Genomic DNA, 25,269 nt, shown 5'->3' with positions numbered 1-25,269 from the left:
GAATACCCCATGATGCTCAGGTCCGCCGCATCTCCTGGGTTCCGTGGGGTTGGCCGGTCGGCGCTGACACTCAGTGGCCTCCTCGTACCGCTGTCAGAATGCCGACCGGCCCCCTTTATTGTTCTTCATCAGGAACGTGAAGCTGCATCCTTAGCGCCGTGAAGGGGCTGCGGATCTTCGTTGCGGGGCGATGGCCGTTGCGATCGACGCGACAGGGTCGCGAAACGAAAAACGCCGCCCGGAGGCGGCGCTGCTTCGACGGCGGGAAAACCCAGCCGACTACTTGATCTTGGTTTCCTTGAACTCGACGTGCTTCTTCGCAATCGGGTCGTACTTGCGGAACGACAGCTTGTCGGTCTTGGTGCGGCTGTTCTTGCTCGTCACGTAGAAGAAGCCGGTGTCGGCGGTCGAGAGGAGCTTGATCTTGATGTTCGCGGCTTTGGCCATGGCAGGTATCCGTCCGTCCAGAGTGTTGAGGTTTCCGATCTCACGCCACGAGGCGCGCGACGGCTCGACCGTCCGCGGAAAGTTCGCGGAGACATAAACGAGCGCAGGCGAAAGTCAAGGGCGGCGGCGTTCCGATCGCTTCCGGTTCGGCGGTCCTACCGCCCGACCATCCTGGAGAGCGCCAGCACCAGATAGGCCGCGAAGAACAGGCCGAGCGACCACGCGAAACCGTGCGGCCCGAAGATGTCCATGCCGGCGCCGATCACCTGCGGCCCCGCGATCATCCCAACGCCATAGCAGAACACGAAGGCGGCGTTCGCCGAGGCGAGGTCGCGACCGCTGAGGCGCGAGCCGAGATGGGCGAGGCCAATCGTGTAGAGCCCGGCTACGACGCCGCCCCAGACGAAGAGGACGGCTGCCATGAGATACCAGTTCGCCGCGACCATCGGCAGGATGATCATGCCGGCGAGACCGATGAGGGCGCACGCCGCCAGGATCGTGCGCCTGTCGCGAACGCGATCGCTGATCATCCCGAGCGGCACCTGGAGGAGCACGTTGCCGAGCCCGATGGCCGTCAGAAGCAGGGCGGAGTCCGCCTCGCCGTAGCCGATCCTGTTGCCGTAGACGGGAAAGAGCGCGAAGCCGCCGGTCTCGACCGCTCCGAAGACCAGCACGGCGGCGGTCGCCGTCGGGACCAGAAAGACGTAGCGCCCGAAGCTCGCGCTCGATCCGTGACCGGAGATTTCGGGGCTCTCTCGCCGCGCGATCATGACCGGCAGGGCGGCGAGAGCGATGATGACGACGCCTGCTCCGAAGGGGGCGAAACCCTCGCTGCCGATCTGCGCGAAGAGCCATGGACCGAAGGCGAAGCCGAGCGACAGCACCGTGGCATAGATGCCGAGCACGAGGCCGCGCTTGTGCGGCGGGGCCGAGGCGCTGATCCAGAACTCCGAGAGGATGAAGAGCACCGTCATCGCGGCGTGCATGACGGCACGCAGCGGCAGCCACATCCAGTACTCGGCGGCGAAATAGAAGCCGGCAAATGAGAGCGCGCCGGCGACTATCGAAAAGACCATGGTGCGGATCACGCCGAACCGCACCGCGATGGGGATGGCGAAAGGCGCCATCGCGATCGAAGCGATTCCGGCGACGGCGGTGTTGAAACCGATCGCGGTGGCCGAATGACCGCGCGCTTCCAGCAGGATGCTGAGCAGCGGGATGCCAAGCCCGATGGCGACGCCGACGGCCGTGATCGAGGCGATCGCGGCGGCAAGCGACAGCCAGCGCACCCTGTCCGGCGCCGCACCCTCGTGTGATGGAACAACGCGCGTCATGATGGTGCGAGGGTCAGATCGTATCGCGCATGAAGCGGTTGCGGAGCATGCGGTAGAACGGGGCAGGGGCTCCGGGCCGCAGCCCGGGATCGTCCGCAAGCCGCTTCTGGAGTTCCTCCAGGACCGTGCGCGTGATTGCCGGGATCTCGAGCGCCTTGGCTTCCTCGATCGGCAGCCAGCACAGTTCCTCGAGTTCGTTGGTGGGTCCGCCTTCCGGCAGGGCGACGGCGACGTCGTCCCGCCAGGCCGCGAGGAAGCGCGTGTCGAAGCGGCGCACGCGTCCGGGCGGCGTGATGGCGCGTGCGACGAAGCGCAGGCGTTCGAGCGAGGGGCTGACCCCATGCTCGACGAAGCCCTGCCAGCCCGGCCGGGTCGAGGTGAAGGGAACCCGCTCGCCGATCAGGAGCCCGGCCTCCTCGTAGGTCTCGCGGATGGCGGAAAGCGCGATCGCCCGGGCGCGGGCACGCGAGGCGCGGGCGTGGTGGCCGGCGATGCGCAGTTCCTCTTCCGGCGGCAGCGGCGAGACGGTCTTGACCCGGCTGTCATGCGGGTCGGTACGGCCGCCCGGAAACACGAAGCGCCCAGGCATGAAGGCATGCCGGCGATGGCGGCGTCCGAGCAGCACCTGCACCTCGTCGCCCGAACGGTCGAGCAGGATGAGCGTGGCGGCGTCGCGCGGCCGCATGGGCTTGCCGCCGAGCGCGAAATCCTTCGATTCGGCCTTGTCGACCTCGGCGCGGGACATGCCGTCCATGACCGACTTCTCCTCCGACACGGCCGCCTGCCTCACGCCTCGGGATGCGTTTCGAGTTCGTCCGGATGGCCGCCGAAACCATGCATATGGAAGGCCCATTGCAGGCCTACCACTGCACCTTTGACCGGCTGCAGAAGGGCGATGGCTGAGATGATCGTCACCGGCACCCAGATCGCCAGATGCTGCCACATTGAAAGCTGCGTGACCGCCTCCGCGCCCATGAACGCGCCGACGACGATATGGCCGACGATGAAGATCACCAGATAGGCCGGAAGATCGTCCGCGCGGTGGTGGTGGAACGCCTCGCCGCAAGTTTCGCACTTTTCTTTCGTCCTGGCGAAAGACGCGAACAGCCTGCCTTTGCCGCAGTTCGGACAGCGTCCGAGAAAGCCGCGCTTCATGGCCTGCCACGCGCTACGGGCGGGGCGGTCCGAGTGGTTCTCTGCGCCGAATGCCTGTCGTTCCATCATTTTCTCCTTGGGCGGGCGCCTGCCCGCCTCGGCGTCTGCGACGAAAGCCGCCGGTCCCGCCGCTTCGCCTTGTGGAAGGACCGGGTGGCCGGCGGCAAGGGCCGCGGCTCGCTCAACATCTCGAATCGCATCGATCCCGCCAGCGGAGCGATCTCCGCCAGCCGCACTTCCACCGCGTCGCCGAGGCGATAGCCTTTTCCGCCTCTTTCTCCGACCAGCGAATGCGCCGCTTCGTCATAGATATAGTAATCATTGCCGAGCGATGACACGGGTATGAAGCCATCGGCGCCGAACTGCGGCAATCTGACAAAGAGCCCGGCCTTCGTCACGCCACCGATGCGCCCCTCGAACTCCTCGCCCTTGCGCGAGGCGAGATGGTCGGCGATCAGCCGGTCGACGGTGTCGCGCTCGGCCGCCATGGCCCGCCGCTCCGACGCCGAGATCAGTGCCGAAGTGTCCTCCAGCCGCGCTTCCTCGCCCGGCGTCAGCCCGTCCTTGCCGAGCCCGAGCGCGGCGATCAGTGCGCGATGCACGACGAGATCGGCATAGCGCCGGATGGGCGAGGTGAAATGCGCGTAGCGTCGCAGGTTGAGTCCGAAATGGCCGATGTTACCCGGCGCATACTCCGCCTGGCTCTGCGAGCGCAGGACGACCTCGTTGATCAGGAGTTCGTTCTCCTCGCCCCTGACCTTTGCAAGGATTGCGTTAAACTGCGAGGGACGAAGCTGCGCCCCCCGGGCAAGCGACAGGTCGACGGTCTGCAGGAACTCGCGGAGCGATTCCTGCTTGGCGAGCGACGGCGCGTCGTGGATGCGGTAGATCAGCGGCTGCTTCCTGGCCTCCAGCGTCTCCGCAGCCGAGACGTTCGCCTGGATCATGAACTCCTCGATCAGCCGGTGCGCGTCGAGACGCTCCGGCACGACGACGCGATCCACAGTTCCATCCGGCTTCAGCTGGATCTTGCGTTCCGGCAGGTCGAGTTCCAAAGGTCCGCGATCCTTGCGGCCGCGCGAAAGCACTGCATAAGCGTCCCAAAGCGGCTTCAGCGTTCCTTCGAGGATCGGGCCGGTCTTCTCGTCCGGCGCGCCGTCGATCGCGGCTTGCGCCTGCGGGTAGGCGAGGCGGGCGGCCGATTTCATCATGATGCGGTGGAAGGAGTGGCGCAGCTTGCGTCCGTCCGCGGCGAAGGTCATGCGCACGGCTAGGGCAGGGCGGTCCTGACCTTCGCGAAGCGAGCACAGGTCGTTGGAGATGCGCTCGGGGAGCATCGGCACGACGCGGTCGGGAAAGTAGACCGAGTTGCCGCGCTTCAGCGCCTCGCGGTCGAGCGCCGAGCCCGGCCGAACGTAGGCGGCAACATCGGCGATGGCGACGGTGACGATGACGCCGCCGGGATTCTTACCGTCTTCGTCTGCAATGGCGTGAACGGCGTCGTCATGATCCTTGGCGTCGGCCGGATCGATCGTGACGAGGGGAACGGCGCGCCAGTCCTCGCGGCCGTCCATAGAGGCGGGCGTGGCCTGTTCGGCTTCCTCGACCACGTCGCGCGGAAAGACGTGCGGGATGTCGTGGGCATGAATGGCGATCATGGAGACCGCCTTCTCGCTCGTCAGCGAGCCGATGATCGTAGTGACCTTGCCGCGCGGCAGGCCGTAGCGGGTCGGGCGCATGGGGTCGAGCTCGACCAGGTCGCCCGGTTCGGCGCCGTTGAGGAATTCGCCCTCGACCAGCATCTCGGGCTGGCGCCGCTCGACGGGCTCCGCCCGGTGGCTGCCGTCCGGGAAACGCCTGATGACGCCCAGCGCGGTCTCCCGGCGCTTCTCGAATACCTTGATGATCTGCCCGGTGTAGTCTGCGCCGTGCGCCTCTTCTGCCGGAAAGATGCGGGCAAGAACGCGATCGCCGACACCGGGTGTCGGTCCCTTGCCGGGCATGGAAGGGCTGATGGAGACGATCTCGCTCTCGAAGCCCTCGCGTTCCTCCGACGGGCGCGCCAGCAGGCCGCCATCCTCGTCGCGTCCGAAGACGTCGAGGACGGTGACGTGCGGCAGGGCGCCCGCCTTGTGCAGCTTCCTGGAGCGCTTTTCGAGAATGCCTTCGGACTGCAGATCGCGCAGGATAGCCTTCAGCCAGATGCGGTCGTCGCCGCGCAATGAGAACGCCCTCGCGATCTCACGCTTGGAGGCACGGTCGGGGTTTTCGGCAACGAATTTGAGGATGTCCTCGCGGGAAGGCCGGAAGTCGCGCTTTTCGCCTCCCGCACCCTCCGCCGAGGCGCCGGGACTGCGCTTCGACCTGCTGCCTGGGATGCGTCTGGCCAATCCGTCAGTCTTTCTTCTTCGAAGCGGTCGCCGTCTTCTTTGCCGGCTTCTTCGCCGTGGTCTTCTTGGTCGCCGCCTTCTTCGCGGGAGCCTTCGTGCCGCCTGACTTGCCCGCCTTCTCGGCGATCAGCGCCAGTGCCTCCTCGACGGTGACCGAAAGCGGCTCCTTGCCCTTGGGCAGCGTCGCGTTGACCTTGCCGTGGTTGACGTAGGGGCCATAGCGGCCTTCGCGCACGGTGATCTTGCCGCCGCCGTCCGGATGCTCGCCCAACTCCTTGAGGGCTGCAGGCGTTCCGCCGCGGCGTCCGGCGCCCCTCGACGCAGCCTTTTCGGCGATCGTGGAAACGGCGCGATTGATGCCGACGGAGAAAACGTCCTCCACGCTGTCGAGGTTCGCATAAGCACCGTCGTGCAGCAGGAAGGGACCGTAGCGGCCGATGCCGGCGGAAATCATCTTTCCAGACTCCGGATGCTTTCCGACGTCGCGCGGCAGCGACAGAAGCGCCATGGCCTTTTCATGATCGATGGTCTCCGGCGCCCAGCCTTTGGGCAGGCTGGAGCGCTTGGCATCCTTGCCTTCGCCGCGCTGGACGTAGGGGCCGAAACGCCCGTTCTTGAGCGTGATCGCCTCGCCCGTGTGAGGATCGGCGCCCAGTTCACGGTCGGCGGTTTCGGCGGCCGTCTCGCCATTGTCGTTGGCGTCGCCGAGCTGGCGCGTGTAGCCGCACTCGGGATAGTTCGAGCAGCCGACGAAGGCGCCGTAGCGGCCGAGTTTCAACGAGAGTTGGCCGGAGCCGCATTTCGGGCAGGAGCGCGGATCGGTTCCGTCCTCGCGGGCCGGGAACACCAGCGGCGCGAGTTCCTGGTTCAGCGCCTCCAGCACGTCGCCGACGCGCAGTTCCTTGATGTCGTCGACCGAGGCGGAGAATTCCTTCCAGAAGTCGCGCAGGACATCCTTCCAGGCGAGTTTTCCGTCGGAAATCTCGTCGAGCTTTTCCTCGAGCGATGCGGTGAAATCATACTCGACGTAGCGCTCGAAGAAGCTCTCGAGGAATGCCGTCACCAGGCGGCCCTTCGCCTCCGGGATCAGCCTGCGCTTGTCGATCCTGACGTATTCGCGGTCCTCCAGCGTCTTGAGCGTCGCGGCGTAGGTCGAGGGGCGGCCGATACCGAGCTCCTCCATCCGCTTGATCAATGAGGCTTCGGAATAGCGCGGCGGCGGCTCGGTCGAGTGCCTGGTCGCGTCGATCTTCTCGCGTTTCAGGCTCTCGCCGGAACGGATTTCCGGCAGCCGGCGGCTCTCCTCGTCCTCGGCGTCCTCTTCCTTCTGGTCGGTATAGGCGGCAATGAAGCCGTCGAATTTGACGACGGAGCCGACCGCGCGCAGGCCGGCCTTCTTCTGTCCGTTGGCTGCCTCGATCTCGACCGTGGTACGTTCGATCTCGGCCGGCTGCATCTGGCTCGCAATGGCGCGCTTCCAGATCAGGTCGTAGAGCTTCGCCTGATCCGCGTCGAGATACTGGCGCATGTCGGATGGCAGACGTGAGAAGTCCGTCGGCCGGATGGCCTCGTGAGCCTCCTGCGCGTTCTTGGCCTTGGCAGTATACTGGCGCGGCTTTTCGGGCAGGTAGCGATCGCCGAACTCCTTGCCGATCGTCTCGCGCGCGCCCGTCAGCGCTTCCGGCGCCATCTGGACGCCGTCGGTCCGCATATAGGTAATGAGACCGGCCGTCTCGCCGCCGATGTCGATGCCTTCGTAGAGACGCTGCGCCACCTGCATGGTGCGCGAGGCGGAGAAGCCGAGCCGCGACGAGGCGGCCTGCTGCAGCGTCGAGGTGGTGAAGGGCGGTCCGGGGTTGCGCTTCGTCGGCTTGGCCTCGACCGACAACGCCTTGAAGCTCGCGCCCTCGAGCATGGTCTTTATGGAATCGGCCTGCTCCTGGCTCTTGACGTCGAGCTTCTGGAGCTTCCTGCCCTCGTATTCGGTCAGTCGGGCCTCGAAGTCGTCGCTCCTGGGCGTCTGAAGGAAGGCAGCGATCTGCCAGTATTCTTCCCGAATGAAGCGCTCGATCTCCGCTTCGCGGTCGCAGACGAGGCGGAGCGCCACGGACTGGACGCGTCCCGCGGAGCGGGCGCCTGGCAGCTTGCGCCACAGGACTGGAGAGAGAGTGAATCCGACGAGGTAGTCGAGCGCGCGGCGGGCGAGATAGGCATCGACCAGCGGGCCGTCGATGTCGCGCGGATTGGCCATCGCGTCGAGCACCGACTGCTTGGTGATCGCATTGAACACGACACGGCGCACGGGCTTGTCCTTGAGCACCTTCTTCTGTCGCAGCACCTCGAGCACGTGCCAGGAGATCGCTTCGCCTTCGCGATCCGGATCGGTGGCGAGGATGAGCCCGTCGGCGTCCCGCACCGCTTTGGTGATGTCGCTGAGGCGCTTGGAGGAGGGGCCGTCAACCTCCCAGGACATGGAAAAATCCTCGTCGGGCCGCACCGATCCGTCCTTCGACGGAAGGTCGCGGACATGCCCGAAGGAGGCCAGAACCTTGTAGTTCCGGCCGAGATACTTGTTGATGGTCTTCGCTTTCGCGGGGGATTCGACGACGACGACGTCCATGACGGATGCGGATTTCCCTGTGGCGCCGGTTGTGCCGGATCCTGTCCGAGTACGCCGCCGATGATAAGATTCGCCCGTCACATGGCTGGCCTTTGGCGTGTGGTCAAGTCCCGGTGCCCGAATTAGGACAGGACAGGGGCGGGATGACCAATAGGTTGCAATTGAAATAAAAAGCAACCTAAGATAAGTGTGTGCTCTACCTCGAACCAGGCGGTGACGGCGAGCACACGCATGCGCGACCAAGTGAACTGCGTCGGCATCGCTGCATGGCGAGTCCGGCTCCCGACCAAGGAAAGATGCCGATGACCGAGGACGATCGCGGCAACCGCCTGGCGACGCTTGACTACATGCACACCATGCTGGGCCAGCTTCGAGCCATGGCCGAGGCACAACGCTGCGACATGCTCGCCTACCTCATCGAGATGGCGTCACAGGAGGCTGGCGACATCGTGCGGGGCGAGAAGTCGCGAAGTGCTGCGGGCAAGCGACGCACCAGGGCGAATTGATCACTGTTTTCGCGGCCTGCCGGAATTCGCGCCATTCCGCTGCGGCAGATTCGGAGTCAAGGATTGGTCCAAGGTCTTGACCGATACCCTTCGCGATAATAGATCGCGTGTATCGCACGGGCGAGTCATCAGACATATCCGGCACGAGTCGCCGCTCCCAATGGAGCGAGACAGGCCGCCGTCTCGCATTTTGACTGGCCTGCGGTAGCGGTTCTTCCACGGCCCGTGTCGTCTTGAACCGCTTCGAAACCCGCATCATGTATGCGGAGCCACTCAAAGTGCTGATGAAACCAGAAGGTACGACTTGAAGAACTACAGGGATAATTTCATAGACCGGCGTCAAGACGCCATGGCGGCGAAGGCCGCGCTGCTCGAAAAATTCAAGAACCGCCCCGACGAGAACGATCCCGCCATGCAGGCCCGCCTGGCGGAACGCAAGGCGATCGCCGAGGCGCGTGCCGAGCGCGAGAAGGAGCGCGAGGCCCGTCGTCAGGCCAAGCTCGCCAAGGAAGCCCGCGAAAAGGCCGAACTGGAAGCAAAGAAGGAAGCCGAGCGCCAGGCGCGCGAGGAAGAAGAACGTCGTCAGGCGGAAGTTCTTGCCGCCGAGGAAGCGGAGCGGGCCGCTCTGGAGATCGCGGAGGAAGCCGCCCGCAAGGCCAAGCGCGACGCCCGCTATGCGGCGCGCAAGGCACGCGGTCGCAAGATCGGCTGATCTTCAGCCTCGATCCATCGCCCCGGCCAGCGCCGGGGCGAGGTCACCCGCGGGACCGACCTCGATCCCGCTCAGGCCAAGCCACTCCGACATCCGTCTCAGTTCGACCCCGACCGCCTCCGCTGTGTGCGCCGGCGCGCGCGGTTCGGCGAACGCGGATTGGACTCGGAGGATTCCGGCTGGCCGGTCCGCCTTGACGTCGAGACGCGCCACCAGGGCCTCGTCGAGAAGGAAGGGCAGGACGTAGTAGCCGTGCACGCGCTTGTGGGCCGGCGTGTAGATCTCGATCCTGTATCGGAACCCGAACAGGCGTTCGGTCCTGCCGCGTTCCCACACGAGCGGATCGAATGGGGCGAGAAGTGTCTGCGCCTCGATCCGGCGCGGCAGACGCGCGTCCTGGAAGAGGAAGGCCTTCTGGCTCCAGCCCTCGACCCGCACGGGCTGCAGTTCCCCCGTCTCGACCAGTTCCGCGATACGTTCGTCCGCCTCGGCTGGCGACAGGCGGAAATAGTCGCGCAGATCGGCTGCGGTCGCAACGCCGAGAGCGCGGGCCGAGATCCGCAGGAGTTCGCGGATTGCGTCGCGAGGTTCGGGCGTGGGCTGGTCGAACACGGGGCGTGGGATCACCCGTTCTGGCAGGTCGTAGAGCCGCTCGAAGCCGCGCCGGCTGGCGGTGGTGATCCGCCCCGCCCAGAAGAGCCACTCGAACGCATGCTTGGCGTCGCTCCATCCCCACCAGCCGCCTTCGCCCTTCTGCCCCTCTATCTTCGAAGCAGCAATCGGCCCCTCCACCTCCACCCGGCGGAAGATCTCCTCGACGTAGTCTGCCTTTTCGCGTCCGAACTCGGCCAGCCGTCCGTAGATGCCGCGATTGTCGCGGGCGTTCGCCATGCGCCACTGGACGAGCGGCCAGGTCTCGACCGGCAGGTAGGAGGTTTCGTGCGCCCAGTATTCGAACAGCCGGCGGGGAGAACGCGAGGCTGCATCGTCGAGGATTGGCATGGAATAGGCGCCGATGCGCGAAAAGGCGGGCATGTAGTGCGCGCGCACCACCGCGCTGACGGAATCGATCTGGAACAGGCCCGTGTGTTTCAGCACGGACTTGAGGTGCCGGTAACTCACCGGCCCCTCCGGTTTTTCACGCTGGAAACCCTGCGCGGCGAGGGCTACGCGCCGGGCTGCCGCGAGCGAGAGTTTTTCCTTCGTCATGCGTGATCCTGCGGTGCTGCGAGGCTCGACCGGTTTGGGAGACGACCGGGCGTCGCGTCAACCCGAAAGGCGCGTCGCCACGAACCATGCTGACAGGGCCGGGCGAGGGTACCGAGGCCAACCTTTGTCTTGCGTAGCAAACCGGGCTGCGCTAACCCTCCCGCGTTGCAACACGGGCATCCGCGGGCACGGTCCAGACCGAACCCATGGACGTATCGAGGGATCAAAGGTTTCCCCGGCGCGGCGGCCCTGGAAGGCTCAGGCATGAACGAACTCCTGGTTTCGTATCTACCCATCGTGATCTTCATGGCCGTGGCGCTGGTCATCGGCATCGCGCTCATCGCGGCTCCCTTCGTCGTCGCGGTCAGCAATCCCGACCCGGAGAAGCTGTCCGCCTACGAATGCGGCTTCAACGCCTTCGACGACGCGCGCATGAAGTTCGACGTACGCTTCTATCTTGTCTCCATCCTTTTCATCATCTTCGATCTGGAAGTGGCGTTCCTCTTCCCCTGGGCGGTGTCGTTCGGCGCGATCGGATGGCTCGGCTTTTGGTCGATGATGATCTTCCTTGGCGTGCTGACGATCGGCTTCATATATGAGTGGAAAAAAGGAGCGCTGGAATGGGATTGAACGATAGTTCCCAGACCCTCGTCGCGCCGAAGCCGAAGGGCATCATCGACCCCGGCACCGGAAAGCCGATCGGCTCTGACGACCGATTCTACGGCGAAATCAATTCGGAACTCGCCGACAAGGGCTTTCTCGTCACCTCTTCGGAGGCACTGATCACGTGGGCGCGCACCGGCTCGCTGATGTGGATGACGTTCGGCTTGGCCTGCTGCGCGGTGGAGATGATGCACATTTCCATGCCGCGCTACGACGCAGAGCGCTTCGGCATCGCGCCGCGCGCCTCGCCGCGCCAGTCGGATGTCATGATCGTGGCCGGCACGCTGACCAACAAGATGGCGCCGGCGCTGCGCAAGGTCTACGACCAGATGCCCGACCCGCGTTACGTGATCTCGATGGGCTCCTGCGCAAATGGCGGCGGCTACTATCACTACTCCTATTCGGTGGTGCGCGGCTGCGACCGCATCGTACCGGTAGACATCTACGTGCCGGGCTGTCCGCCCACCGCGGAGGCGCTGCTTTACGGCATCCTGCTGCTGCAGAAGAAGATCCGCCGCACAGGCACGATCGAGAGGTAGGCGCGATGGCCGAGCCGGATGACATGACTGTTCGCTTGCTGCGCGAGTCGCGGGCAGAGAACAGGGCGCTTTACGAGGCGCCGGCGGAGCGACTGGTATTGATTGACCAGCGGTTGAAGAAGATCGAAAAATGAGTGAAGCGCTGAACGATCTCGCCAGCTATATCGGCGAACGGCTCCACGTCGACGTCGAGAGTTCCGTCGTCGCATTCGGCGAACTGACGCTGACGGTCGCCGCCGGCGACATCGTCGAGGTGCTGTCCTTCCTCAAGCGTGACGTGCAGTGCCAGTTCATCTCGATCATCGACATCTGCGGCGTCGACTATCCCGACCGCGAGAAGCGGTTCGAAGTCGTTTATCACCTCTTGTCGCCGCGCCAGAACCTGCGAATCCGGGTCAAGGTTGCGACCGACGAGGATACGCCGGTCCCGTCCGCCACGCCTGTCTTTCCGGGCGCCGACTGGTTCGAGCGCGAGGCCTACGATCTCTACGGCATTCTGTTCAGCGGACATCCGGAACTGCGCCGCATCCTCACCGACTACGGCTTCGAGGGCCATCCGCTGCGCAAGGACTTCCCTCTGACCGGTTTCGTCGAGGTCCGCTACGACGACGAGGTCAAGCGCGTGGTGTACGAACCGGTCGAACTGAAGCAGGAATTCCGCAACTTCGATTTCCTCAGCCCCTGGGAAGGCACGGACTACGTGCTGCCGGGGGACGAGAAGGCGAAGTAGCGTTGGCGACCGGGCATGGCCAGGCTGCTCTTCATCGTTCTCGTCGCGGTTCTCGCCGTTGCCGCGGTCTGGTACGTGGTGTCGAAGCTTCGCGGGCGCCCGGTCGTGAACGACACGGTGGGCAAGGTGCTGGTGGTGCTGATCGTGGCGGCACTCGCTTTCTGGCTGTTCGGCGGCGGGGCCCTTCTGGGGCAGGGTATCGGCTGATGTCCGCCGTGGCGGCCATCGCGGTTCGGGAAATGGAAAAATGACCGAGCACAATGTGCGCAACTTCAACATCAATTTCGGGCCGCAGCATCCGGCCGCGCACGGCGTGCTGCGCCTGGTGCTGGAACTCGATGGCGAGGTGGTGGCGCGCGTCGATCCGCATATCGGCCTCCTGCACCGCGGCACCGAGAAACTGATCGAACAGAAGACCTACCTCCAGGCGCTGCCCTATTTCGACCGCCTCGACTACGTCGCGCCCATGAACCAGGAGCACGCCTGGTGCCTCGCGGTCGAGCGCCTGCTCGACATCGATGTGCCCAAGCGCGGCCAGCTCGTGCGTGTGCTCTATTCCGAAATCGGCCGTATCCTCTCGCATCTCCTCAACGTCACGACGCAGGCGATGGACGTCGGTGCGCTGACGCCGCCGCTGTGGGGCTTCGAGGAGCGCGAGAAGCTGATGGTCTTCTACGAGCGCGCCTCGGGATCGCGCATGCATGCGGCCTATTTCCGTCCGGGCGGGGTCCACCAGGACCTGCCGGAAAAGCTGGTGGAGGACATCGGCAAGTGGATCGATCCCTTCCACCAGACGCTCGACAATCTTGACGAACTCCTGACCGGCAATCGCATCTTCAAGCAGCGCAACGTCGACATCGGCGTGGTGAGCCTCCAGGACGCATGGGACTGGGGCTTCTCGGGCGTGATGGTTCGCGGCTCGGGCGCCCGCTGGGACCTGCGCAAGTCGCAGCCCTACGAGTGCTATGACGAGATGAAGTTCGAGATCCCGATCGGCAAGAACGGCGACTGCTACGACCGCTATCTCATCCGCATGGAGGAGATGCGACAGTCGGCCAAGATCATGCGCCAGTGCGTGGAACGGCTCCTCGGCAAGGACAAGGTCGGCCCGGTGTCGAACCAGGACGGCAAGATCGTGCCGCCCAAGCGCGCCGCGATGAAGCGCTCGATGGAATCGCTGATCCATCACTTCAAACTCTATACCGAGGGATATCGCGTGCCCGAGGGCGAGGTCTACGCGGCCGTGGAAGCGCCGAAGGGCGAGTTCGGTGTCTATCTCGTGGCCGACGGCACCAACAAACCGTATCGCGCCAAGCTGCGCGCGCCGGGCTTCGCGCACCTGCAGGCGATGGACTTCATGTGCCGCGGCCACATGCTGGCCGATGTGTCGGCCGTGCTCGGCTCGCTCGACATCGTGTTCGGCGAAGTGGACCGATAGCCACGCGTTTCGATCGATTCGCCGGTTCGGGTCCGGCGTGGTAGACTTTGGTCATGACAGCTTTGACCATGCCGAAACGAATGGAGATGGCGGCATTCCTCGAATGGGCCGCCTCGCAGGACGCCGGCAGGTACGAACTCGTGGACGGCGAAGTGGTGGCCATGTCGCCGGAGCGATCGCGCCATGTCGACATGAAGATGCACGCATGGGAGACGTTGCGAAACGCGGTCAGGGATGCCGGGCTCGCCTGCTTCGTGAAGGGCGACGGCATGTCGGTCGTCATCGACGAACACAATTCCCGCCAGCCTGACGCCTCCATACAATGCAGCGCGATCGATCCGGAAGCCATGGTGCTCGACGAGCCGGTGCTTGTGGTCGAAGTCGTTTCCCCGTCTAGCGGACGCAGCGACACGGGGACGAAAGTGGCGGAGTATTCCCGCATCCCAGCATCCGTCACTATCTGATCATCGATTTCTACGGGAAACTCGTCGTCCGGATGAGCCGGAAGGAGGAAAACGGAGCGATTGAAACAAGCATACTGTCGTCCGGCGTCGCCCTGTTCGATCCTCCGGGCTTCTATCGATCGACGTGGAGCAGTTGCTGAACGCCTGAACGGCGTCTCCGCCTGACATTCTCGCAGGCGCGCAGGGGATCGGAGCGTGCGCATTCATCGCGCTTTGCGCCCCAAAATGCGGCGTCGAAGCACTGGCCTTTTGACGAGCGTGTGTTAGAACGCAGCGCAACATAAGCAGCAAAAACATGGGTCGCCATGTCCGTCCGCCGTCTCGCAGAGCCAGCCGTTCAGCCAGCCGCCTTCGCCTTTGACGAGGTGAAGACGGCAGAGGCGAAAACTTGGATCGGGAAGTATCCCCAGGGCCGCGAACAGTCCGCCGTCATCCCGCTCCTTATGCTTGCCCAGGAGCAGGAAGGCTGGGTCACGAAAGCCGCCATCGAGCACGTCGCCGACATGCTGGGCATGCCCTATATCCGTGCGCTGGAAGTGGCGACCTTCTATACGCAGTTCCAGCTGAAGCCGGTGGGAACGCGGGCGCATGTCCAGGTCTGCGGCACGACGCCCTGCATGCTGCGCGGCTCCGAAGCGCTGATGGACATCTGCCGGTCGAAGATCCATGCAGAGCAGTTCCACCTCAATGCGGACGGAACCCTGTCGTGGGAAGAGGTGGAATGCCTCGGCGCCTGCGTTAACGCGCCGATGGTGATGATCTTCAAGGACACTTACGAGGACCTGACGCCGCAGCGCCTGGCTGAGATCATCGACGAGTTCGAGGCCGGCCGCGGCGACAGCGTGCGCACGGGGCCTCAGACGGACCGGTACTATTCGGCGCCCGCGTCGGGGTTCACCACGCTCAAGGACGAAAAGGGCGTGCTGAAGGCCTCGCGGCCGCAGCCCTCCGCCAAGGCCGCACCCGCGGAGGGCGGGGCCGTCGGCCCGTCGAGAGCCGGCCGGCCGAAGACCGCTGCTCCCGAAACGAATCCCGCGATCAAGTCGCCGTCTCCTACCAAGGTGAGTCCGGCAGTCGAGAAGGCCGAGAGCGCGTCCGCGCCTAACGAAGACAAGGCCGCGGCAAACGCCGCCGAGCCGATCGTAGAGGACACGAGGAAGCAGCGTTCGGCGAGAGAGCCGTCGAAGGGCGACGCGCCGACCTCCGAACAGGTGGAAGGCGCACCCACGAGCCCGAACGAGGGTCCGACACTATCGATCGCCAGAACTGCCAGCAGCCTGGGCGGTCAGTCCGCGCCGGCCGACGACGATGTGGGCGAGGTCAATTCAACCGTAGCCCTTGCGCGCACCGCGAAAGGCAAGGGAAAGCCGCAGGAGCCGGAAAAGCCGTCGCTCCTCGACAAGAACCGGCCGATCGGAATGGAGCGACCCGCCGCGCCCGACGAGCTGCAGATGATCTCCGGCGTCGGTCCCAAGATCGAGCGGACGCTGCATTCGCTCGGGATATTCACTTTCACCCAGATCGCCGCCTGGACGCCGGAAGAGCGGGGATGGGTCGACGGCTATCTGCGGTTCCGCGGCAGGATCGAGCGCGAGGACTGGGTCAGGCAGGCTAAGGCGCTCGCGGATGGCGGCGAGGCTGAGTACATCCGCGTGTTCGGAAAGAAACCGAGATGAGGAAGGCCGCCGCCAGCGTAGAAACGCGCGGCCGACCTTGGTCGAGGGACGTGAATCGGAACTGATCGATGCTTCAGGACAAAGACCGCATCTTCAACAACATCTACGGCCGCTTCGACAAGTCGCTGCGGGGCGCGATGGCCCGCGGTCACTGGGATGATACGGCCGGGCTGATCGCCAAGGGACGCGACTGGATCGTCAGCGAGATGAAGGCGTCGGGGCTGCGCGGCCGCGGCGGCGCGGGCTTTCCGACCGGCCTCAAATGGTCGTTCATGCCAAAACAGTCCGACGGCCGGCCGAGCTATCTTGTGGTGAACGCCGACGAATCGGAGCCCGGCACCTGCAAGGACCGCGACATCCTGCGCCACGACCCGCACACGCTGGTCGAAGGCTGCCTGATCGCCGGGTGCGCGATGGGCGCGGTAGCGGCCTATATCTACGTGCGCGGCGAATTCATCCGCGAGCGCGACGCGCTGCAACGCGCCATCGACGAGGCCTACGAGGCCAACCTGATCGGCAAGGGCAACAAGAACGGCTATGATTTCGACATATACGTTCACCACGGCGCCGGCGCCTACATTTGCGGCGAGGAGACGGCGCTGCTCGAGAGCCTTGAGGGCAAGAAGGGCCAACCGCGCCTGAAGCCGCCGTTCCCGGCGAATGTCGGCCTCTACGGCTGCCCGACCACGGTCAACAACGTCGAGTCGATCGCGGTCGCTCCGACCATCCTGCGGCGCGGTGCGGCATGGTTCTCCTCGTTCGGGCGGCAGAACAACGTCGGTACCAAGCTGTTCTGCATATCCGGGCACGTCAACAACCCGTGCACCGTCGAGGAAGCGATGTCGATCCCGTTCCGCGAACTGATCGACCGTCACTGCGGCGGTATTCGCGGCGGCTGGGACAATCTGCTCGCCGTCATTCCGGGCGGCGCGTCCGTGCCGCTGGTGCCGGCCGAGCAGATCATGGACACGCCCATGGATTTCGATTCGCTGCGCGACCTGAAATCCGGTCTCGGCACGGCGGCTGTCATCGTCATGGACAAGTCGACCGATATCGTGAAGGCGATTGCCAGGTTGTCCTATTTCTACAAGCACGAGAGCTGCGGCCAGTGCACGCCCTGTCGCGAGGGCACAGGCTGGATGTGGCGCGTCATGGAGCGGCTCGTGCGCGGCGAGGCGCAGAAGCGCGAGATCGACATGCTGCTCGACGTGACGAAGCAGGTGGAAGGCCACACGATCTGCGCGCTCGGCGACGCGGCGGCATGGCCGATCCAGGGCCTGGTCCGGCACTTCCGTCCGGAGATCGAGCGCCGCATCGATGAGTTCAGCCGCAACGCGCACCGTGCCGAACCGGTGCTGGTCGCGGCGGAGTAGGCGAGAACAGGCCGAACGGCCGGAGTGACGGGGAGACGGCGGGCGAGGCAGCAAGCAACGAAAGGGAGACATGACGATGTCGAAGTTTTTCGTGCCTGATGGACTGATGCCGGACGCAAGGACCATGGAAGCCAGTCTGAAGAAAATCAGCCAGGACATGGAGGCGATGCTGCCGAAGGGCTTCGGCGGCGACGCCGCGTCCGCCGGCATGTTCGCGGCTCCGGCCGCCTTCATGGCGCTGGGCGCCGGCATGGCGGGACAGGCCTTCGGCTTCTGGCTGAGCGCGGTGTCGAATTCGCTGCAACTGGCCGAGAAGATGTCCGGAGCGACCTATCCGCTCTCCGACGCGGATTCCGAGGTACCGGCCTACAAGGCGCCGAAATCGGCGGCCAAGCGCACCAGGGCCGCAATGGACACCATCGCCGCCGATACGGGAGTGGTCGCCGGCGATATGCTCGACGCGGGAATGAAGGCGGCGACGGAGATCGGGTCGTCGATGGTCGATACGATCGTGCCGTTACGCGCCTCCGAGGAAGCCGGTCAGGCCGTGGCGGAAGTCGCGGCCGCAAGCGAGGCGCTGGTGAAGCCTGCCGCGATGGAAAAGCCCGACGTAGCAGACGATCTCAAGGCGATCGCGGGTGTCGGCCCCAAGCTCGAGAAGGTATTAAACGGCCTCGGCATTTGGACCTACGGGCAGATCGCGGAGTTCACCGGGGCCGAGATTCGCTGGCTCGACGAGGAACTCGGCTTCCGGGGCCGCATCGTGCGGGACGAATGGTTGAAGCAGGCGGCCCGGCTGGCTGGCAAGGCCTGACCACGTATGCGGATCGAGGGGCGTACCGAATCGCTGGATGTTGTTGGAGCCGATCTTTCCGGCTCGTTGTTCGACGATGTTGCCATGGCGCGCGCGAAGGTATCGAACGCGGACCTCTCCATGCTGCTCGTCAGCAACGTCAATGCTCGCGGATCGGTCTTTGAAGATGTCGATCTCTCGGGTGCGGTCTTTAGAAACACGAGGATGGCGGACGTCGAGGTGACGGAGTCCTGCATTGCCGGGATGCGGATCGACGGCGTCCTTGTCACCGAACTCCTGAAAGCATACGAAGCGGCGCAATCCGCCGGGGGCGAATAATGGCTAAACTCAAGGTCGACGGCAAGGAAATCGAGGTACCCGACCACTTCACGCTGCTGCAGGCGGCTGAAGAGGCGGGTGCTGAGATTCCGCGGTTCTGCTTTCACGAGCGGCTGTCGATCGCCGGCAACTGTCGCATGTGCCTCGTCGAGGTGAAGGGCGGGCCGCCCAAGCCCGCAGCTTCCTGCGCCATGGGCGTTCGCGACATGCGGCCTGGCCCAAATGGCGAACTGCCTGAAATCTTCACCAACACGCCGATGGTCAAGAAGGCCCGCGAAGGCGTGATGGAGTTTCTGCTGATCAACCATCCGCTCGATTGTCCGATCTGCGACCAGGGCGGCGAGTGCGACCTGCAGGACCAGGCGATGGCCTTCGGCGTGGATAGCTCGCGCTATCACGAGAACAAGCGCGCGGTGGAAGACAAGTACATCGGCCCGCTCGTCAAGACGATCATGACGCGCTGCATCCACTGCACGCGCTGCGTGAGGTTCACCACCGAAGTAGCGGGAATCTCCGAGCTCGGACTAATCGGGCGGGGCGAGGACGCCGAGATCACGACCTATCTCGAACAGGCGATGACCTCCGAGCTCCAGGGAAACGTCATCGATCTGTGCCCCGTCGGTGCGCTGACGTCCAAGCCCTACGCCTTCCAGGCGCGTCCGTGGGAACTGACCAAAACCGAATCCATCGATGTCATGGACGCGGTCGGCTCGGCGATCCGGGTCGACACGCGCGGCCGCGAGGTCATGCGCATCCTGCCGCGAGTCAACGACGCCGTGAACGAAGAGTGGATCTCCGACAAGACGCGCTTTATCTGGGACGGCCTGCGCTCGCAGCGGCTGGACCGGCCCTATGTGCGGCGTGACGGTCGGCTGGTTCCCGCCTCCTGGAGCGAAGCATTCGCGGCGGTCCGCGACCGGGTCGCGGCAGCCTCGCCGGAGCGGATCGGCGCCATCGCGGGCGACCTCGCTTCCGTCGAGGAGATGTACGCCCTGAAGCTCCTGATGGCGGCGCTGGGGTCGAAGAACATGGACTGCCGGCAGGACGGGGCGGCGCTCGATCCCGCGCTCGGCCGCTCGAGCTATCTGTTCAATCCCACCATCGACGGCATCGAGAGCGCCGATGCGCTTCTGATCATCGGCGCCAATCCGCGCTTCGAGGCTTCGGTTCTCAACGCACGCATCCGCAAGCGGTGGCGGGCCGGCAATTTCCCGATCGGCGTGATCGGCGAGGTTGGCGATCTGCGTTACGACTACGAGATGCTGGGCGCCGGCGCCGAGACGCTGAAGGGCCTCTCGGAGGACAACATCGCGTTTATCTCCGTGCTGAAGAAAGCCGAGCGCCCGATGATCATCGTCGGACAGGGAGCGCTGATGCGTGGCGATGGCGCGGCGATCCTCGGGCTCGCGGCCAAGATCGCGGGCGACGTCGGGGCGGTTTCTGAAGGCTGGAACGGGTTCGCGGTGCTTCACACGGCGGCTTCGCGGGTCGGCGGCCTCGATCTCGGCTTCGTGCCGGGCGAGGGCGGCAAATCGGTTGTCCAGATGATGGGCGCGCTCGACATTCTCTTCCTGCTCGGCGCGGACGAGATCGACATGGGCAATTTCGGCGACGCCTTCACCATCTACATCGGCAGCCATGGCGATGCCGGCGCGCATCGCGCCGACGTCATTCTGCCTGGCGCCACCTACACGGAGAAATCCGGTACCTACGTCAACACCGAAGGCCGCGTACAGATGACGACGCGCGCCGGCTTCGCACCGGGCGAGGCGAGGGAGGATTGGGCGATCCTGAGGGCGCTGTCGGACGTGCTCGGCAAGAAGCTGCCGTTCGATTCGCTGGCCCAACTGCGCGCCAAGCTCTATGCGGACCACCCGCATTTCGCCGAAATCGACGCGATCGCGGCGGGCGATCCGGCCGACATCGCGAAAATTGCCGGCAGCGGCGGGCAGCCCGAGAAGGGCCCGTTCGTGTCCGCGGTCGGGGATTTCTATCTGACCAATCCCATCGCGCGCGCCTCGGCCGTCATGGCCGAGTGCTCGGCGCTCGCGCGGGGCGGGTTCAGGCAGGCGGCGGAATAGGGCAGGGCCGATGGAAGCTTTCTTCGATATCTACGTCCTGCCGGCGCTGATCATCCTCCTGAAGTCGGTGGTCCTGCTTGTCGCGCTGCTGATTTTCGTCGCCTATATCCTCTACGCGGATCGCAAGATCTGGGCCGCGGTCCAGCGGAGGCGCGGGCCCAACGTCGTCGGCCCGTGGGGGCTCTTCCAGGCTTTTGCGGACCTCCTGAAGTTCGTCTTCAAGGAGCCGGTCATCCCTTCGGGCGCCAACAAGGGCGTCTTCCTGCTGGCGCCGCTGGTGACGGCCGTGCTCGCGATGACGGCGTGGGCCGTCATCCCGATCGGACCCGGCTGGGCAATCGCCGACATCAATGTCGGCATTCTCTTCGTCTTCGCCGTCGCCTCGCTGGAGGTCTACGGCGTCATCATGGGCGGTTGGGCATCCAACTCGAAATACCCGTTCCTCGGCGCCCTGCGGTCGGCGGCCCAAATGGTTTCCTACGAGGTCTCGATCGGCTTCGTGATCATTACCGTGCTCCTGTGCGTCGGTTCGCTGAACCTGTCGGCGATCGTGCTGTCCCAGGTCGATGGCGTGGGCACGATGATGGGACTGCCGAACACCTTCCTCGACTGGCACTGGCTGCCTCTGTTCCCGATGTTCATCATCTTCTTCATCTCGGCGCTAGCCGAGACGAACCGGCCGCCCTTCGATCTCGTCGAGGCCGAATCGGAACTCGTCGCCGGTCACATGATCGAGTACTCCTCGACGCCGTTCCTGCTGTTCTTCCTGGGCGAATATGTCGCGATCGTCTTGATGTGTGCGCTCACCACCATACTTTTCCTGGGAGGATGGCTGCCGCCCTTCGACTTCGCACCCTTCACCTGGGTGCCGGGGGCGATCTGGTTCATCCTGAAGGTCTGCTTCGTGTTCTTCATGATCGCGCTGGTAAAGGCCTTCGTACCGCGCTTCCGCTACGACCAGCTGATGCGGCTTGGCTGGAAGGTCTTCCTCCCGATCTCGCTCGCCATGGTCGTCATCACCGCCGCCTTCCTGAAGTTCACGGGGCTGGTGGCATGAGTGCTGCTATGATCGGCGCTCTCGTCGGGCTGGTCATCGCGGCGGCGGACTATGTGCTGCTACGCATGCTGGCGTCCCGCGTGGACCTGCCCGAGACCAAGCGCGTCCTTCAAATCACCGGCTTGAGCCAGTTCGTGCTCCTGCCGCTCGTGGGCTGGTTTGTCGGCCCGCTCTTTGCTGGAGATTGACAATGTCGGCGTTGGCCCAAGCCGCGAAGTCGCTGCTGCTGAAGGAGTTCTTCGGCGCCGTCGTGCTGTCCATGCGGCAGTTCTTCGCGCCGAAATACACCATCAATTACCCTCACGAGAAGAACCCGCAGAGCCCGCGCTTCCGGGGCGAGCACGCGCTGCGGCGCTATCCGAACGGCGAGGAACGCTGCATCGCCTGCAAGCTGTGCGAGGCGATCTGCCCCGCGCAGGCGATCACCATCGAGGCAGGGCCGCGCCGCAACGACGGAACGCGGCGCACGGTGCGATATGACATCGACATGGTGAAGTGCATCTATTGCGGCTTCTGCCAGGAAGCCTGCCCGGTCGATGCCATCGTCGAGGGACCGAACTTCGAGTTCTCGACGGAAACCCGCGAGGAACTCTACTACGACAAGGACAGGCTGCTGGCGAACGGGGATCGCTGGGAGCGCGAAATCGCACGAAACATCGCTCTGGATTCGCCCTACAAGTGATCCTTCCTACGATGGACGAGCGCGGCATGCTCGTCTAAGGACAACGCGGTTTCGGCCTTGGGGGCCAGGCCGCATCCAGGCAACGCGAAAGCGGCGCCGAATAACCGGGGGAACCCATGCTGCTGACAGGACTAGGGGCGATCTTCTTCTACGTGTTCGCCTTCATAGCGGTCGCGAGCGCCTTCATGGTGATTGCCTCGCGCAATCCCGTCCATTCCGTGCTGTATCTGATCCTGACCTTCTTCAACGCCGCAGGCCTTTTCCTCCTGACGGGAGCCGAGTTCCTAGCGATGATTCTGCTCGTCGTTTATGTCGGCGCCGTGGCGGTGCTGTTCCTGTTCGTCGTCATGATGCTCGACGTCGATTTCGCCGAACTGAAGCAGGGCGCGCAGCAATATGCGCCGATCGGCGGCCTGGTCGGCCTCATCCTGGCAGCGGAACTGATCATCGTGATCGGCGGCTATACGCTGACGCCGGAACTCGCAGGCGAGATCACGCGCCCGATCCCGTCCCTGGCGGTGCGATCGAACACGGCCGCTCTCGGGGATCTCCTCTACACGGACTACATCTTCTTCTTCCAGATAGCGGGGATGATCCTGCTGGTGGCCATGGTTGGTGCCATCGTGCTGACGCTGCGCCACAAGGAAGGCGTCAAGCGTCAATCGATCTCAGCCCAGGTCGCCCGCACTCCGGAAACCGCCATCGAGGTGGTGGAAGTCGAGACGGGCAAGGGAATCTGACAGGAAAACTCATGGAAGTCGGTATCGCGCATTTCCTTACAGTCTCGGCGATCCTGTTCACGCTCGGCGTATTCGGGATCTTCCTCAACAGGAAGAACATCATCATCATCCTGATGTCGGTCGAACTCATCCTGCTCGCGGTGAACATCAACTTCGTCGCCTTCTCCGCCGAGCTCGGCGACATGGTGGGCCAGGTCTTCGCGCTCTTCGTGCTGACGGTCGCGGCCGCCGAAGCCGCGATCGGGCTCGCGATCCTCGTCGTCTTCTTCCGCAACCGCGGCTCGATCGACGTCGAAGACGTCAACATGATGAAGGGCTGAGATGTACCACGCCATCGTCTTCCTTCCGCTTCTCGGCTTCCTGATCGCGGGACTGTTCGGCAGTTCGCTCGGGGCCAAGGCGTGCGAATACATCACGTCCGGCTTCCTCGTGGTCGCGGCGGTCCTGTCCTGGATCGCCTTCATCTCCTACGGGCTGGGCGAGGGCGAGGCCTTTACCCTGCCGGTGCTGCGCTTCATCCAGGCGGGCGCGCTGGACGTGGAATGGGCGTTCCGCATCGATACGCTGACTGTGGTCATGCTGGTTGTCGTGAACACCGTTTCCGCCCTCGTTCACATCTATTCGATCGGCTACATGCACCACGACCCGCATCGGCCGCGCTTCTTCGCCTACCTGTCGCTCTTCACCTTCGCCATGCTGATGCTGGTGACGTCGGACAACCTCGTCCAGATGTTCTTCGGTTGGGAAGGCGTGGGCCTGGCGTCCTATCTGCTGATCGGGTTCTGGTACAAGAAGCCCTCCGCCAACGCCGCCGCGATCAAGGCCTTCGTCGTCAACCGCGTCGGCGACTTCGGCTTCGCGCTGGGTATATTCGGCGTCTTCGTGCTGTTCGGTTCGATCAATTTCAGCACCATCTTCGCCAACACCACGTCCTTCATCCCCGTCGAAGGCGGGGCGGAGGCGGCCGAGCATGGCGCGGCGGTGCTGAACTTCCTCGGCTATGAACTCGATCGTCACGCGGCACTTACGGTCGTTTGCCTGCTGCTCTTCATGGGCGCCATGGGCAAGTCGGCGCAGGTTCCGCTGCACACCTGGCTGCCCGACGCCATGGAAGGCCCGACACCGGTCTCCGCGCTCATCCATGCCGCCACCATGGTGACGGCCGGCGTCTTCATGGTCGCGCGCCTTTCGCCGATCTTCGAACTGTCGCACACGGCACTGCTCTTCGTCACCGTGATCGGCGCCTTCACCGCCTTTTTCGCGGCTACCGTCGGCCTGGTGCAGAACGACATCAAACGCGTCATCGCCTATTCGACCTGTTCGCAGCTCGGCTACATGTTCGTGGCGATTGGCCTCGGCTTCTATTCGGCAGCCATCTTCCACCTGTTCACGCATGCGTTCTTCAAGGCGCTGCTGTTCCTCGGGTCGGGCTCGGTCATCCACTCCGTCTCGGACGAGCAGGACATGCGGCGCATGGGCGGCCTTCGGAAGCTCATCCCCTACACCTACTGGATGATGATCATCGGCACGCTGGCGCTGACCGGCGTCGGCATCCCGGCGACGATCATCGGCACGGCCGGCTTCTTCTCCAAGGACGCCATTATCGAGGGATCCTTCGCCGCCCACAGCGCGGCCGCGCCCTTCGCCTTTACGCTCCTCGTCGTGGCGGCCATGTTCACCAGCTTCTATTCCTGGCGGCTGATCTTCATGACCTTCCATGGCAAGCCTCGTGCCACCGCCGACGTGATGCACCACGTGCATGAATCGCCGATGGTGATGCTCGTGCCGCTGTTCATCCTCGCCGCCGGGGCGCTTTTCGCCGGCGTGATCTTCCACGACTTCTTCATCGGCGAGGCCTATGCGGAGTTCTGGCGCGCCGCGCTGTTCACGCTCCCCGAGAACCACGTCCTGCACGACTTCCACTACGTGCCTCTGTGGGTGAAGCTCGCGCCCTTCGTCGCAATGCTCCTGGGGTTCGCCACCGCGTATCAGTTCTACATCCGCTCTCCGGAGACGCCGAAGCGGCTGGCCGCGCAGCATCGCGGCCTCTACGCCTTCCTCCTGAACAAGTGGTACTTCGACGAACTGTACGACTTCCTCTTCGTTCGCCCGGCGATGCGGGTCGGCCGATTCCTCTGGAAGACCGGCGACGGCAAGATCATCGACGGCTTCGGCCCCGATGGCGTCTCGGCGCGCGTCACCGACGTGACTGCCCGTGTCGTCAAGCTGCAGAGCGGCTATCTATACCACTACGCATTCGCAATGCTCATCGGCGTGGCAGCGCTCGTGACATGGATGATGCTCGGGAGCTCGTTCTAGAC

General features: G+C 64.5%; 27 protein-coding genes. 20 read left to right on the top strand and 7 right to left on the bottom strand.

All coding sequences use genetic code 11. The features are described 5' to 3' along the window. Positions 1 to 279 precede the first annotated feature (279 nt). From rpmG to topA, 6 genes are all read right to left on the bottom strand, one after another. A complete protein-coding gene (rpmG, locus tag ABGN05_RS26650; protein ID WP_040995604.1) occupies positions 280 to 447 on the bottom strand; it encodes a 50S ribosomal protein L33 in 168 nt (55 codons plus the stop codon). A 155-nt stretch (positions 448 to 602) separates the two neighbouring features. Further along, entirely contained in the window at positions 603 to 1,781 is a 1,179-nt protein-coding gene (locus ABGN05_RS26645; RefSeq protein ID WP_367957064.1) for an MFS transporter, read from the bottom strand. 13 nt (positions 1,782 to 1,794) lie between these two features. Further along, a complete protein-coding gene (locus ABGN05_RS26640) occupies positions 1,795 to 2,535 on the bottom strand; it encodes an NUDIX hydrolase (RefSeq protein WP_367957063.1) in 741 nt (246 codons plus the stop codon). Positions 2,536 to 2,567: 32 nt separating this feature from the next. Continuing rightward, positions 2,568 to 3,002, bottom strand: a complete 435-nt coding sequence (locus ABGN05_RS26635) for a DUF983 domain-containing protein (RefSeq protein WP_367957194.1) — start codon at positions 3,000 to 3,002, stop codon at positions 2,568 to 2,570. Continuing rightward, a complete protein-coding gene (rnr, locus tag ABGN05_RS26630; RefSeq protein WP_367957062.1) occupies positions 3,002 to 5,326 on the bottom strand; it encodes a ribonuclease R in 2,325 nt (774 codons plus the stop codon). The genes ABGN05_RS26635 and rnr overlap by 1 nt, the downstream gene beginning before the upstream one ends. A gap of 4 nt (positions 5,327 to 5,330) precedes the next feature. Next, the gene (gene topA / locus ABGN05_RS26625; RefSeq protein ID WP_367957061.1) at positions 5,331 to 7,946 is read right to left on the bottom strand and encodes a type I DNA topoisomerase; all 2,616 of its coding nucleotides are present in this window, start codon (positions 7,944 to 7,946) and stop codon (positions 5,331 to 5,333) included. Between the two features lie 302 nt (positions 7,947 to 8,248). Here topA and ABGN05_RS26620 point away from each other — a divergent pair, with 302 nt between their 5' ends. Continuing rightward, on the top strand, positions 8,249 to 8,452 hold the full coding sequence (locus ABGN05_RS26620) for a hypothetical protein (protein ID WP_367957060.1): 204 nt from the start codon (positions 8,249 to 8,251) through the stop codon (positions 8,450 to 8,452). A gap of 304 nt (positions 8,453 to 8,756) precedes the next feature. Further along, a complete protein-coding gene (locus ABGN05_RS26615) occupies positions 8,757 to 9,164 on the top strand; it encodes a DUF6481 family protein (protein ID WP_367957059.1) in 408 nt (135 codons plus the stop codon). A gap of 3 nt (positions 9,165 to 9,167) precedes the next feature. Here ABGN05_RS26615 and ABGN05_RS26610 read toward each other — a convergent pair whose 3' ends face one another. Then, the gene (locus ABGN05_RS26610; RefSeq protein ID WP_367957058.1) at positions 9,168 to 10,373 is read right to left on the bottom strand and encodes a winged helix-turn-helix domain-containing protein; all 1,206 of its coding nucleotides are present in this window, start codon (positions 10,371 to 10,373) and stop codon (positions 9,168 to 9,170) included. A gap of 264 nt (positions 10,374 to 10,637) precedes the next feature. Between ABGN05_RS26610 and ABGN05_RS26605 the strand changes: the two genes are divergently transcribed. From ABGN05_RS26605 to nuoL, 18 genes are all read left to right on the top strand, one after another. After that, positions 10,638 to 11,003: an NADH-quinone oxidoreductase subunit A gene (locus tag ABGN05_RS26605; protein ID WP_367957057.1), complete on the top strand. Its 366-nt coding sequence runs from the start codon at positions 10,638 to 10,640 to the stop codon at positions 11,001 to 11,003. Then, entirely contained in the window at positions 10,994 to 11,575 is a 582-nt protein-coding gene (locus ABGN05_RS26600) for a NuoB/complex I 20 kDa subunit family protein (RefSeq protein ID WP_367957056.1), read from the top strand. Before ABGN05_RS26605 ends, ABGN05_RS26600 begins: the two co-directional genes overlap by 10 nt. Positions 11,576 to 11,580: 5 nt before the next feature. Further along, complete coding sequence (locus tag ABGN05_RS26595; protein WP_367957055.1) at positions 11,581 to 11,709, top strand: hypothetical protein; 129 nt, start codon at positions 11,581 to 11,583, stop codon at positions 11,707 to 11,709. Further along, positions 11,706 to 12,305 carry an NADH-quinone oxidoreductase subunit C gene (locus ABGN05_RS26590; protein ID WP_367957054.1) on the top strand — a complete coding sequence of 200 codons (600 nt, stop codon included), beginning with the start codon at positions 11,706 to 11,708 and terminating at the stop codon, positions 12,303 to 12,305. The genes ABGN05_RS26595 and ABGN05_RS26590 overlap by 4 nt, the downstream gene beginning before the upstream one ends. 15 nt (positions 12,306 to 12,320) lie before the next feature. Beyond that, complete coding sequence (locus ABGN05_RS26585; RefSeq protein WP_367957053.1) at positions 12,321 to 12,512, top strand: hypothetical protein; 192 nt, start codon at positions 12,321 to 12,323, stop codon at positions 12,510 to 12,512. Between the two features lie 40 nt (positions 12,513 to 12,552). After that, positions 12,553 to 13,743 (top strand): NADH-quinone oxidoreductase subunit D, encoded by a 1,191-nt coding sequence (locus ABGN05_RS26580; RefSeq protein WP_367957052.1) that lies wholly within the window; start codon positions 12,553 to 12,555, stop codon positions 13,741 to 13,743. Positions 13,744 to 13,796: 53 nt separating this feature from the next. Beyond that, entirely contained in the window at positions 13,797 to 14,207 is a 411-nt protein-coding gene (locus tag ABGN05_RS26575) for a Uma2 family endonuclease (protein ID WP_367957051.1), read from the top strand. Positions 14,208 to 14,512: 305 nt separating this feature from the next. Beyond that, positions 14,513 to 15,883, top strand: a complete 1,371-nt coding sequence (locus ABGN05_RS26570; protein ID WP_367957050.1) for an NADH-quinone oxidoreductase subunit E — start codon at positions 14,513 to 14,515, stop codon at positions 15,881 to 15,883. A gap of 68 nt (positions 15,884 to 15,951) precedes the next feature. Beyond that, on the top strand, positions 15,952 to 17,256 hold the full coding sequence (nuoF, locus tag ABGN05_RS26565) for an NADH-quinone oxidoreductase subunit NuoF (protein ID WP_367957049.1): 1,305 nt from the start codon (positions 15,952 to 15,954) through the stop codon (positions 17,254 to 17,256). 76 nt (positions 17,257 to 17,332) lie between these two features. Further along, a complete protein-coding gene (locus ABGN05_RS26560) occupies positions 17,333 to 18,070 on the top strand; it encodes a helix-hairpin-helix domain-containing protein (RefSeq protein WP_367957048.1) in 738 nt (245 codons plus the stop codon). A 6-nt stretch (positions 18,071 to 18,076) separates the two neighbouring features. Then, positions 18,077 to 18,388 (top strand): pentapeptide repeat-containing protein, encoded by a 312-nt coding sequence (locus tag ABGN05_RS26555; protein WP_367957047.1) that lies wholly within the window; start codon positions 18,077 to 18,079, stop codon positions 18,386 to 18,388. Next, positions 18,388 to 20,469 carry an NADH-quinone oxidoreductase subunit NuoG gene (gene nuoG / locus ABGN05_RS26550; protein WP_367957046.1) on the top strand — a complete coding sequence of 694 codons (2,082 nt, stop codon included), beginning with the start codon at positions 18,388 to 18,390 and terminating at the stop codon, positions 20,467 to 20,469. Before ABGN05_RS26555 ends, nuoG begins: the two co-directional genes overlap by 1 nt. 10 nt (positions 20,470 to 20,479) lie before the next feature. Beyond that, on the top strand, positions 20,480 to 21,526 hold the full coding sequence (nuoH, locus tag ABGN05_RS26545) for an NADH-quinone oxidoreductase subunit NuoH (protein WP_367957045.1): 1,047 nt from the start codon (positions 20,480 to 20,482) through the stop codon (positions 21,524 to 21,526). Continuing rightward, positions 21,523 to 21,714 carry a hypothetical protein gene (locus tag ABGN05_RS26540; RefSeq protein ID WP_367957044.1) on the top strand — a complete coding sequence of 64 codons (192 nt, stop codon included), beginning with the start codon at positions 21,523 to 21,525 and terminating at the stop codon, positions 21,712 to 21,714. Before nuoH ends, ABGN05_RS26540 begins: the two co-directional genes overlap by 4 nt. 2 nt (positions 21,715 to 21,716) lie before the next feature. Next, the gene (gene nuoI, locus ABGN05_RS26535) at positions 21,717 to 22,208 is read left to right on the top strand and encodes an NADH-quinone oxidoreductase subunit NuoI (RefSeq protein ID WP_367957043.1); all 492 of its coding nucleotides are present in this window, start codon (positions 21,717 to 21,719) and stop codon (positions 22,206 to 22,208) included. A gap of 119 nt (positions 22,209 to 22,327) precedes the next feature. Next, positions 22,328 to 22,948, top strand: coding sequence for an NADH-quinone oxidoreductase subunit J (locus tag ABGN05_RS26530; RefSeq protein ID WP_367957193.1), 621 nt, complete (start codon positions 22,328 to 22,330; stop codon positions 22,946 to 22,948). 11 nt (positions 22,949 to 22,959) lie between these two features. Beyond that, a complete protein-coding gene (nuoK, locus tag ABGN05_RS26525; RefSeq protein WP_072604599.1) occupies positions 22,960 to 23,268 on the top strand; it encodes an NADH-quinone oxidoreductase subunit NuoK in 309 nt (102 codons plus the stop codon). Between the two features lies 1 nt (position 23,269). Beyond that, on the top strand, positions 23,270 to 25,267 hold the full coding sequence (nuoL, locus tag ABGN05_RS26520) for an NADH-quinone oxidoreductase subunit L (RefSeq protein ID WP_367957042.1): 1,998 nt from the start codon (positions 23,270 to 23,272) through the stop codon (positions 25,265 to 25,267). Positions 25,268 to 25,269 lie beyond the last annotated feature (2 nt).

The organism is Aquibium pacificum (assembly GCF_040839445.1).
Taxonomy (GTDB): Bacteria; Pseudomonadota; Alphaproteobacteria; order Rhizobiales; family Rhizobiaceae; genus Aquibium; species Aquibium pacificus.
Note: the sequence above shows the minus strand (reverse complement) of the source record. Positions and strands in the feature narration are given on the sequence as shown.

Coding starts and splice junctions, on each gene's coding strand:
- rpmG (WP_040995604.1), bottom strand. CDS start 447: ATGGCCAAAGCCGCGAACATCAAGATCAAGCTCCTCTCGACCGCCGAC.
- ABGN05_RS26645 (WP_367957064.1), bottom strand. CDS start 1,781: ATGACGCGCGTTGTTCCATCACACGAGGGTGCGGCGCCGGACAGGGTG.
- ABGN05_RS26640 (WP_367957063.1), bottom strand. CDS start 2,535: ATGGACGGCATGTCCCGCGCCGAGGTCGACAAGGCCGAATCGAAGGAT.
- ABGN05_RS26635 (WP_367957194.1), bottom strand. CDS start 3,002: ATGGAACGACAGGCATTCGGCGCAGAGAACCACTCGGACCGCCCCGCC.
- topA (WP_367957061.1), bottom strand. CDS start 7,946: ATGGACGTCGTCGTCGTCGAATCCCCCGCGAAAGCGAAGACCATCAAC.
- ABGN05_RS26620 (WP_367957060.1), top strand. CDS start 8,249: ATGACCGAGGACGATCGCGGCAACCGCCTGGCGACGCTTGACTACATG.
- ABGN05_RS26610 (WP_367957058.1), bottom strand. CDS start 10,373: ATGACGAAGGAAAAACTCTCGCTCGCGGCAGCCCGGCGCGTAGCCCTC.
- ABGN05_RS26605 (WP_367957057.1), top strand. CDS start 10,638: ATGAACGAACTCCTGGTTTCGTATCTACCCATCGTGATCTTCATGGCC.
- ABGN05_RS26600 (WP_367957056.1), top strand. CDS start 10,994: ATGGGATTGAACGATAGTTCCCAGACCCTCGTCGCGCCGAAGCCGAAG.
- ABGN05_RS26595 (WP_367957055.1), top strand. CDS start 11,581: ATGGCCGAGCCGGATGACATGACTGTTCGCTTGCTGCGCGAGTCGCGG.
- ABGN05_RS26590 (WP_367957054.1), top strand. CDS start 11,706: ATGAGTGAAGCGCTGAACGATCTCGCCAGCTATATCGGCGAACGGCTC.
- ABGN05_RS26585 (WP_367957053.1), top strand. CDS start 12,321: ATGGCCAGGCTGCTCTTCATCGTTCTCGTCGCGGTTCTCGCCGTTGCC.
- ABGN05_RS26580 (WP_367957052.1), top strand. CDS start 12,553: ATGACCGAGCACAATGTGCGCAACTTCAACATCAATTTCGGGCCGCAG.
- ABGN05_RS26575 (WP_367957051.1), top strand. CDS start 13,797: ATGACAGCTTTGACCATGCCGAAACGAATGGAGATGGCGGCATTCCTC.
- ABGN05_RS26570 (WP_367957050.1), top strand. CDS start 14,513: ATGTCCGTCCGCCGTCTCGCAGAGCCAGCCGTTCAGCCAGCCGCCTTC.
- nuoF (WP_367957049.1), top strand. CDS start 15,952: ATGCTTCAGGACAAAGACCGCATCTTCAACAACATCTACGGCCGCTTC.
- ABGN05_RS26560 (WP_367957048.1), top strand. CDS start 17,333: ATGTCGAAGTTTTTCGTGCCTGATGGACTGATGCCGGACGCAAGGACC.
- ABGN05_RS26555 (WP_367957047.1), top strand. CDS start 18,077: ATGCGGATCGAGGGGCGTACCGAATCGCTGGATGTTGTTGGAGCCGAT.
- nuoG (WP_367957046.1), top strand. CDS start 18,388: ATGGCTAAACTCAAGGTCGACGGCAAGGAAATCGAGGTACCCGACCAC.
- nuoH (WP_367957045.1), top strand. CDS start 20,480: ATGGAAGCTTTCTTCGATATCTACGTCCTGCCGGCGCTGATCATCCTC.
- ABGN05_RS26540 (WP_367957044.1), top strand. CDS start 21,523: ATGAGTGCTGCTATGATCGGCGCTCTCGTCGGGCTGGTCATCGCGGCG.
- nuoI (WP_367957043.1), top strand. CDS start 21,717: ATGTCGGCGTTGGCCCAAGCCGCGAAGTCGCTGCTGCTGAAGGAGTTC.
- nuoK (WP_072604599.1), top strand. CDS start 22,960: ATGGAAGTCGGTATCGCGCATTTCCTTACAGTCTCGGCGATCCTGTTC.
- nuoL (WP_367957042.1), top strand. CDS start 23,270: ATGTACCACGCCATCGTCTTCCTTCCGCTTCTCGGCTTCCTGATCGCG.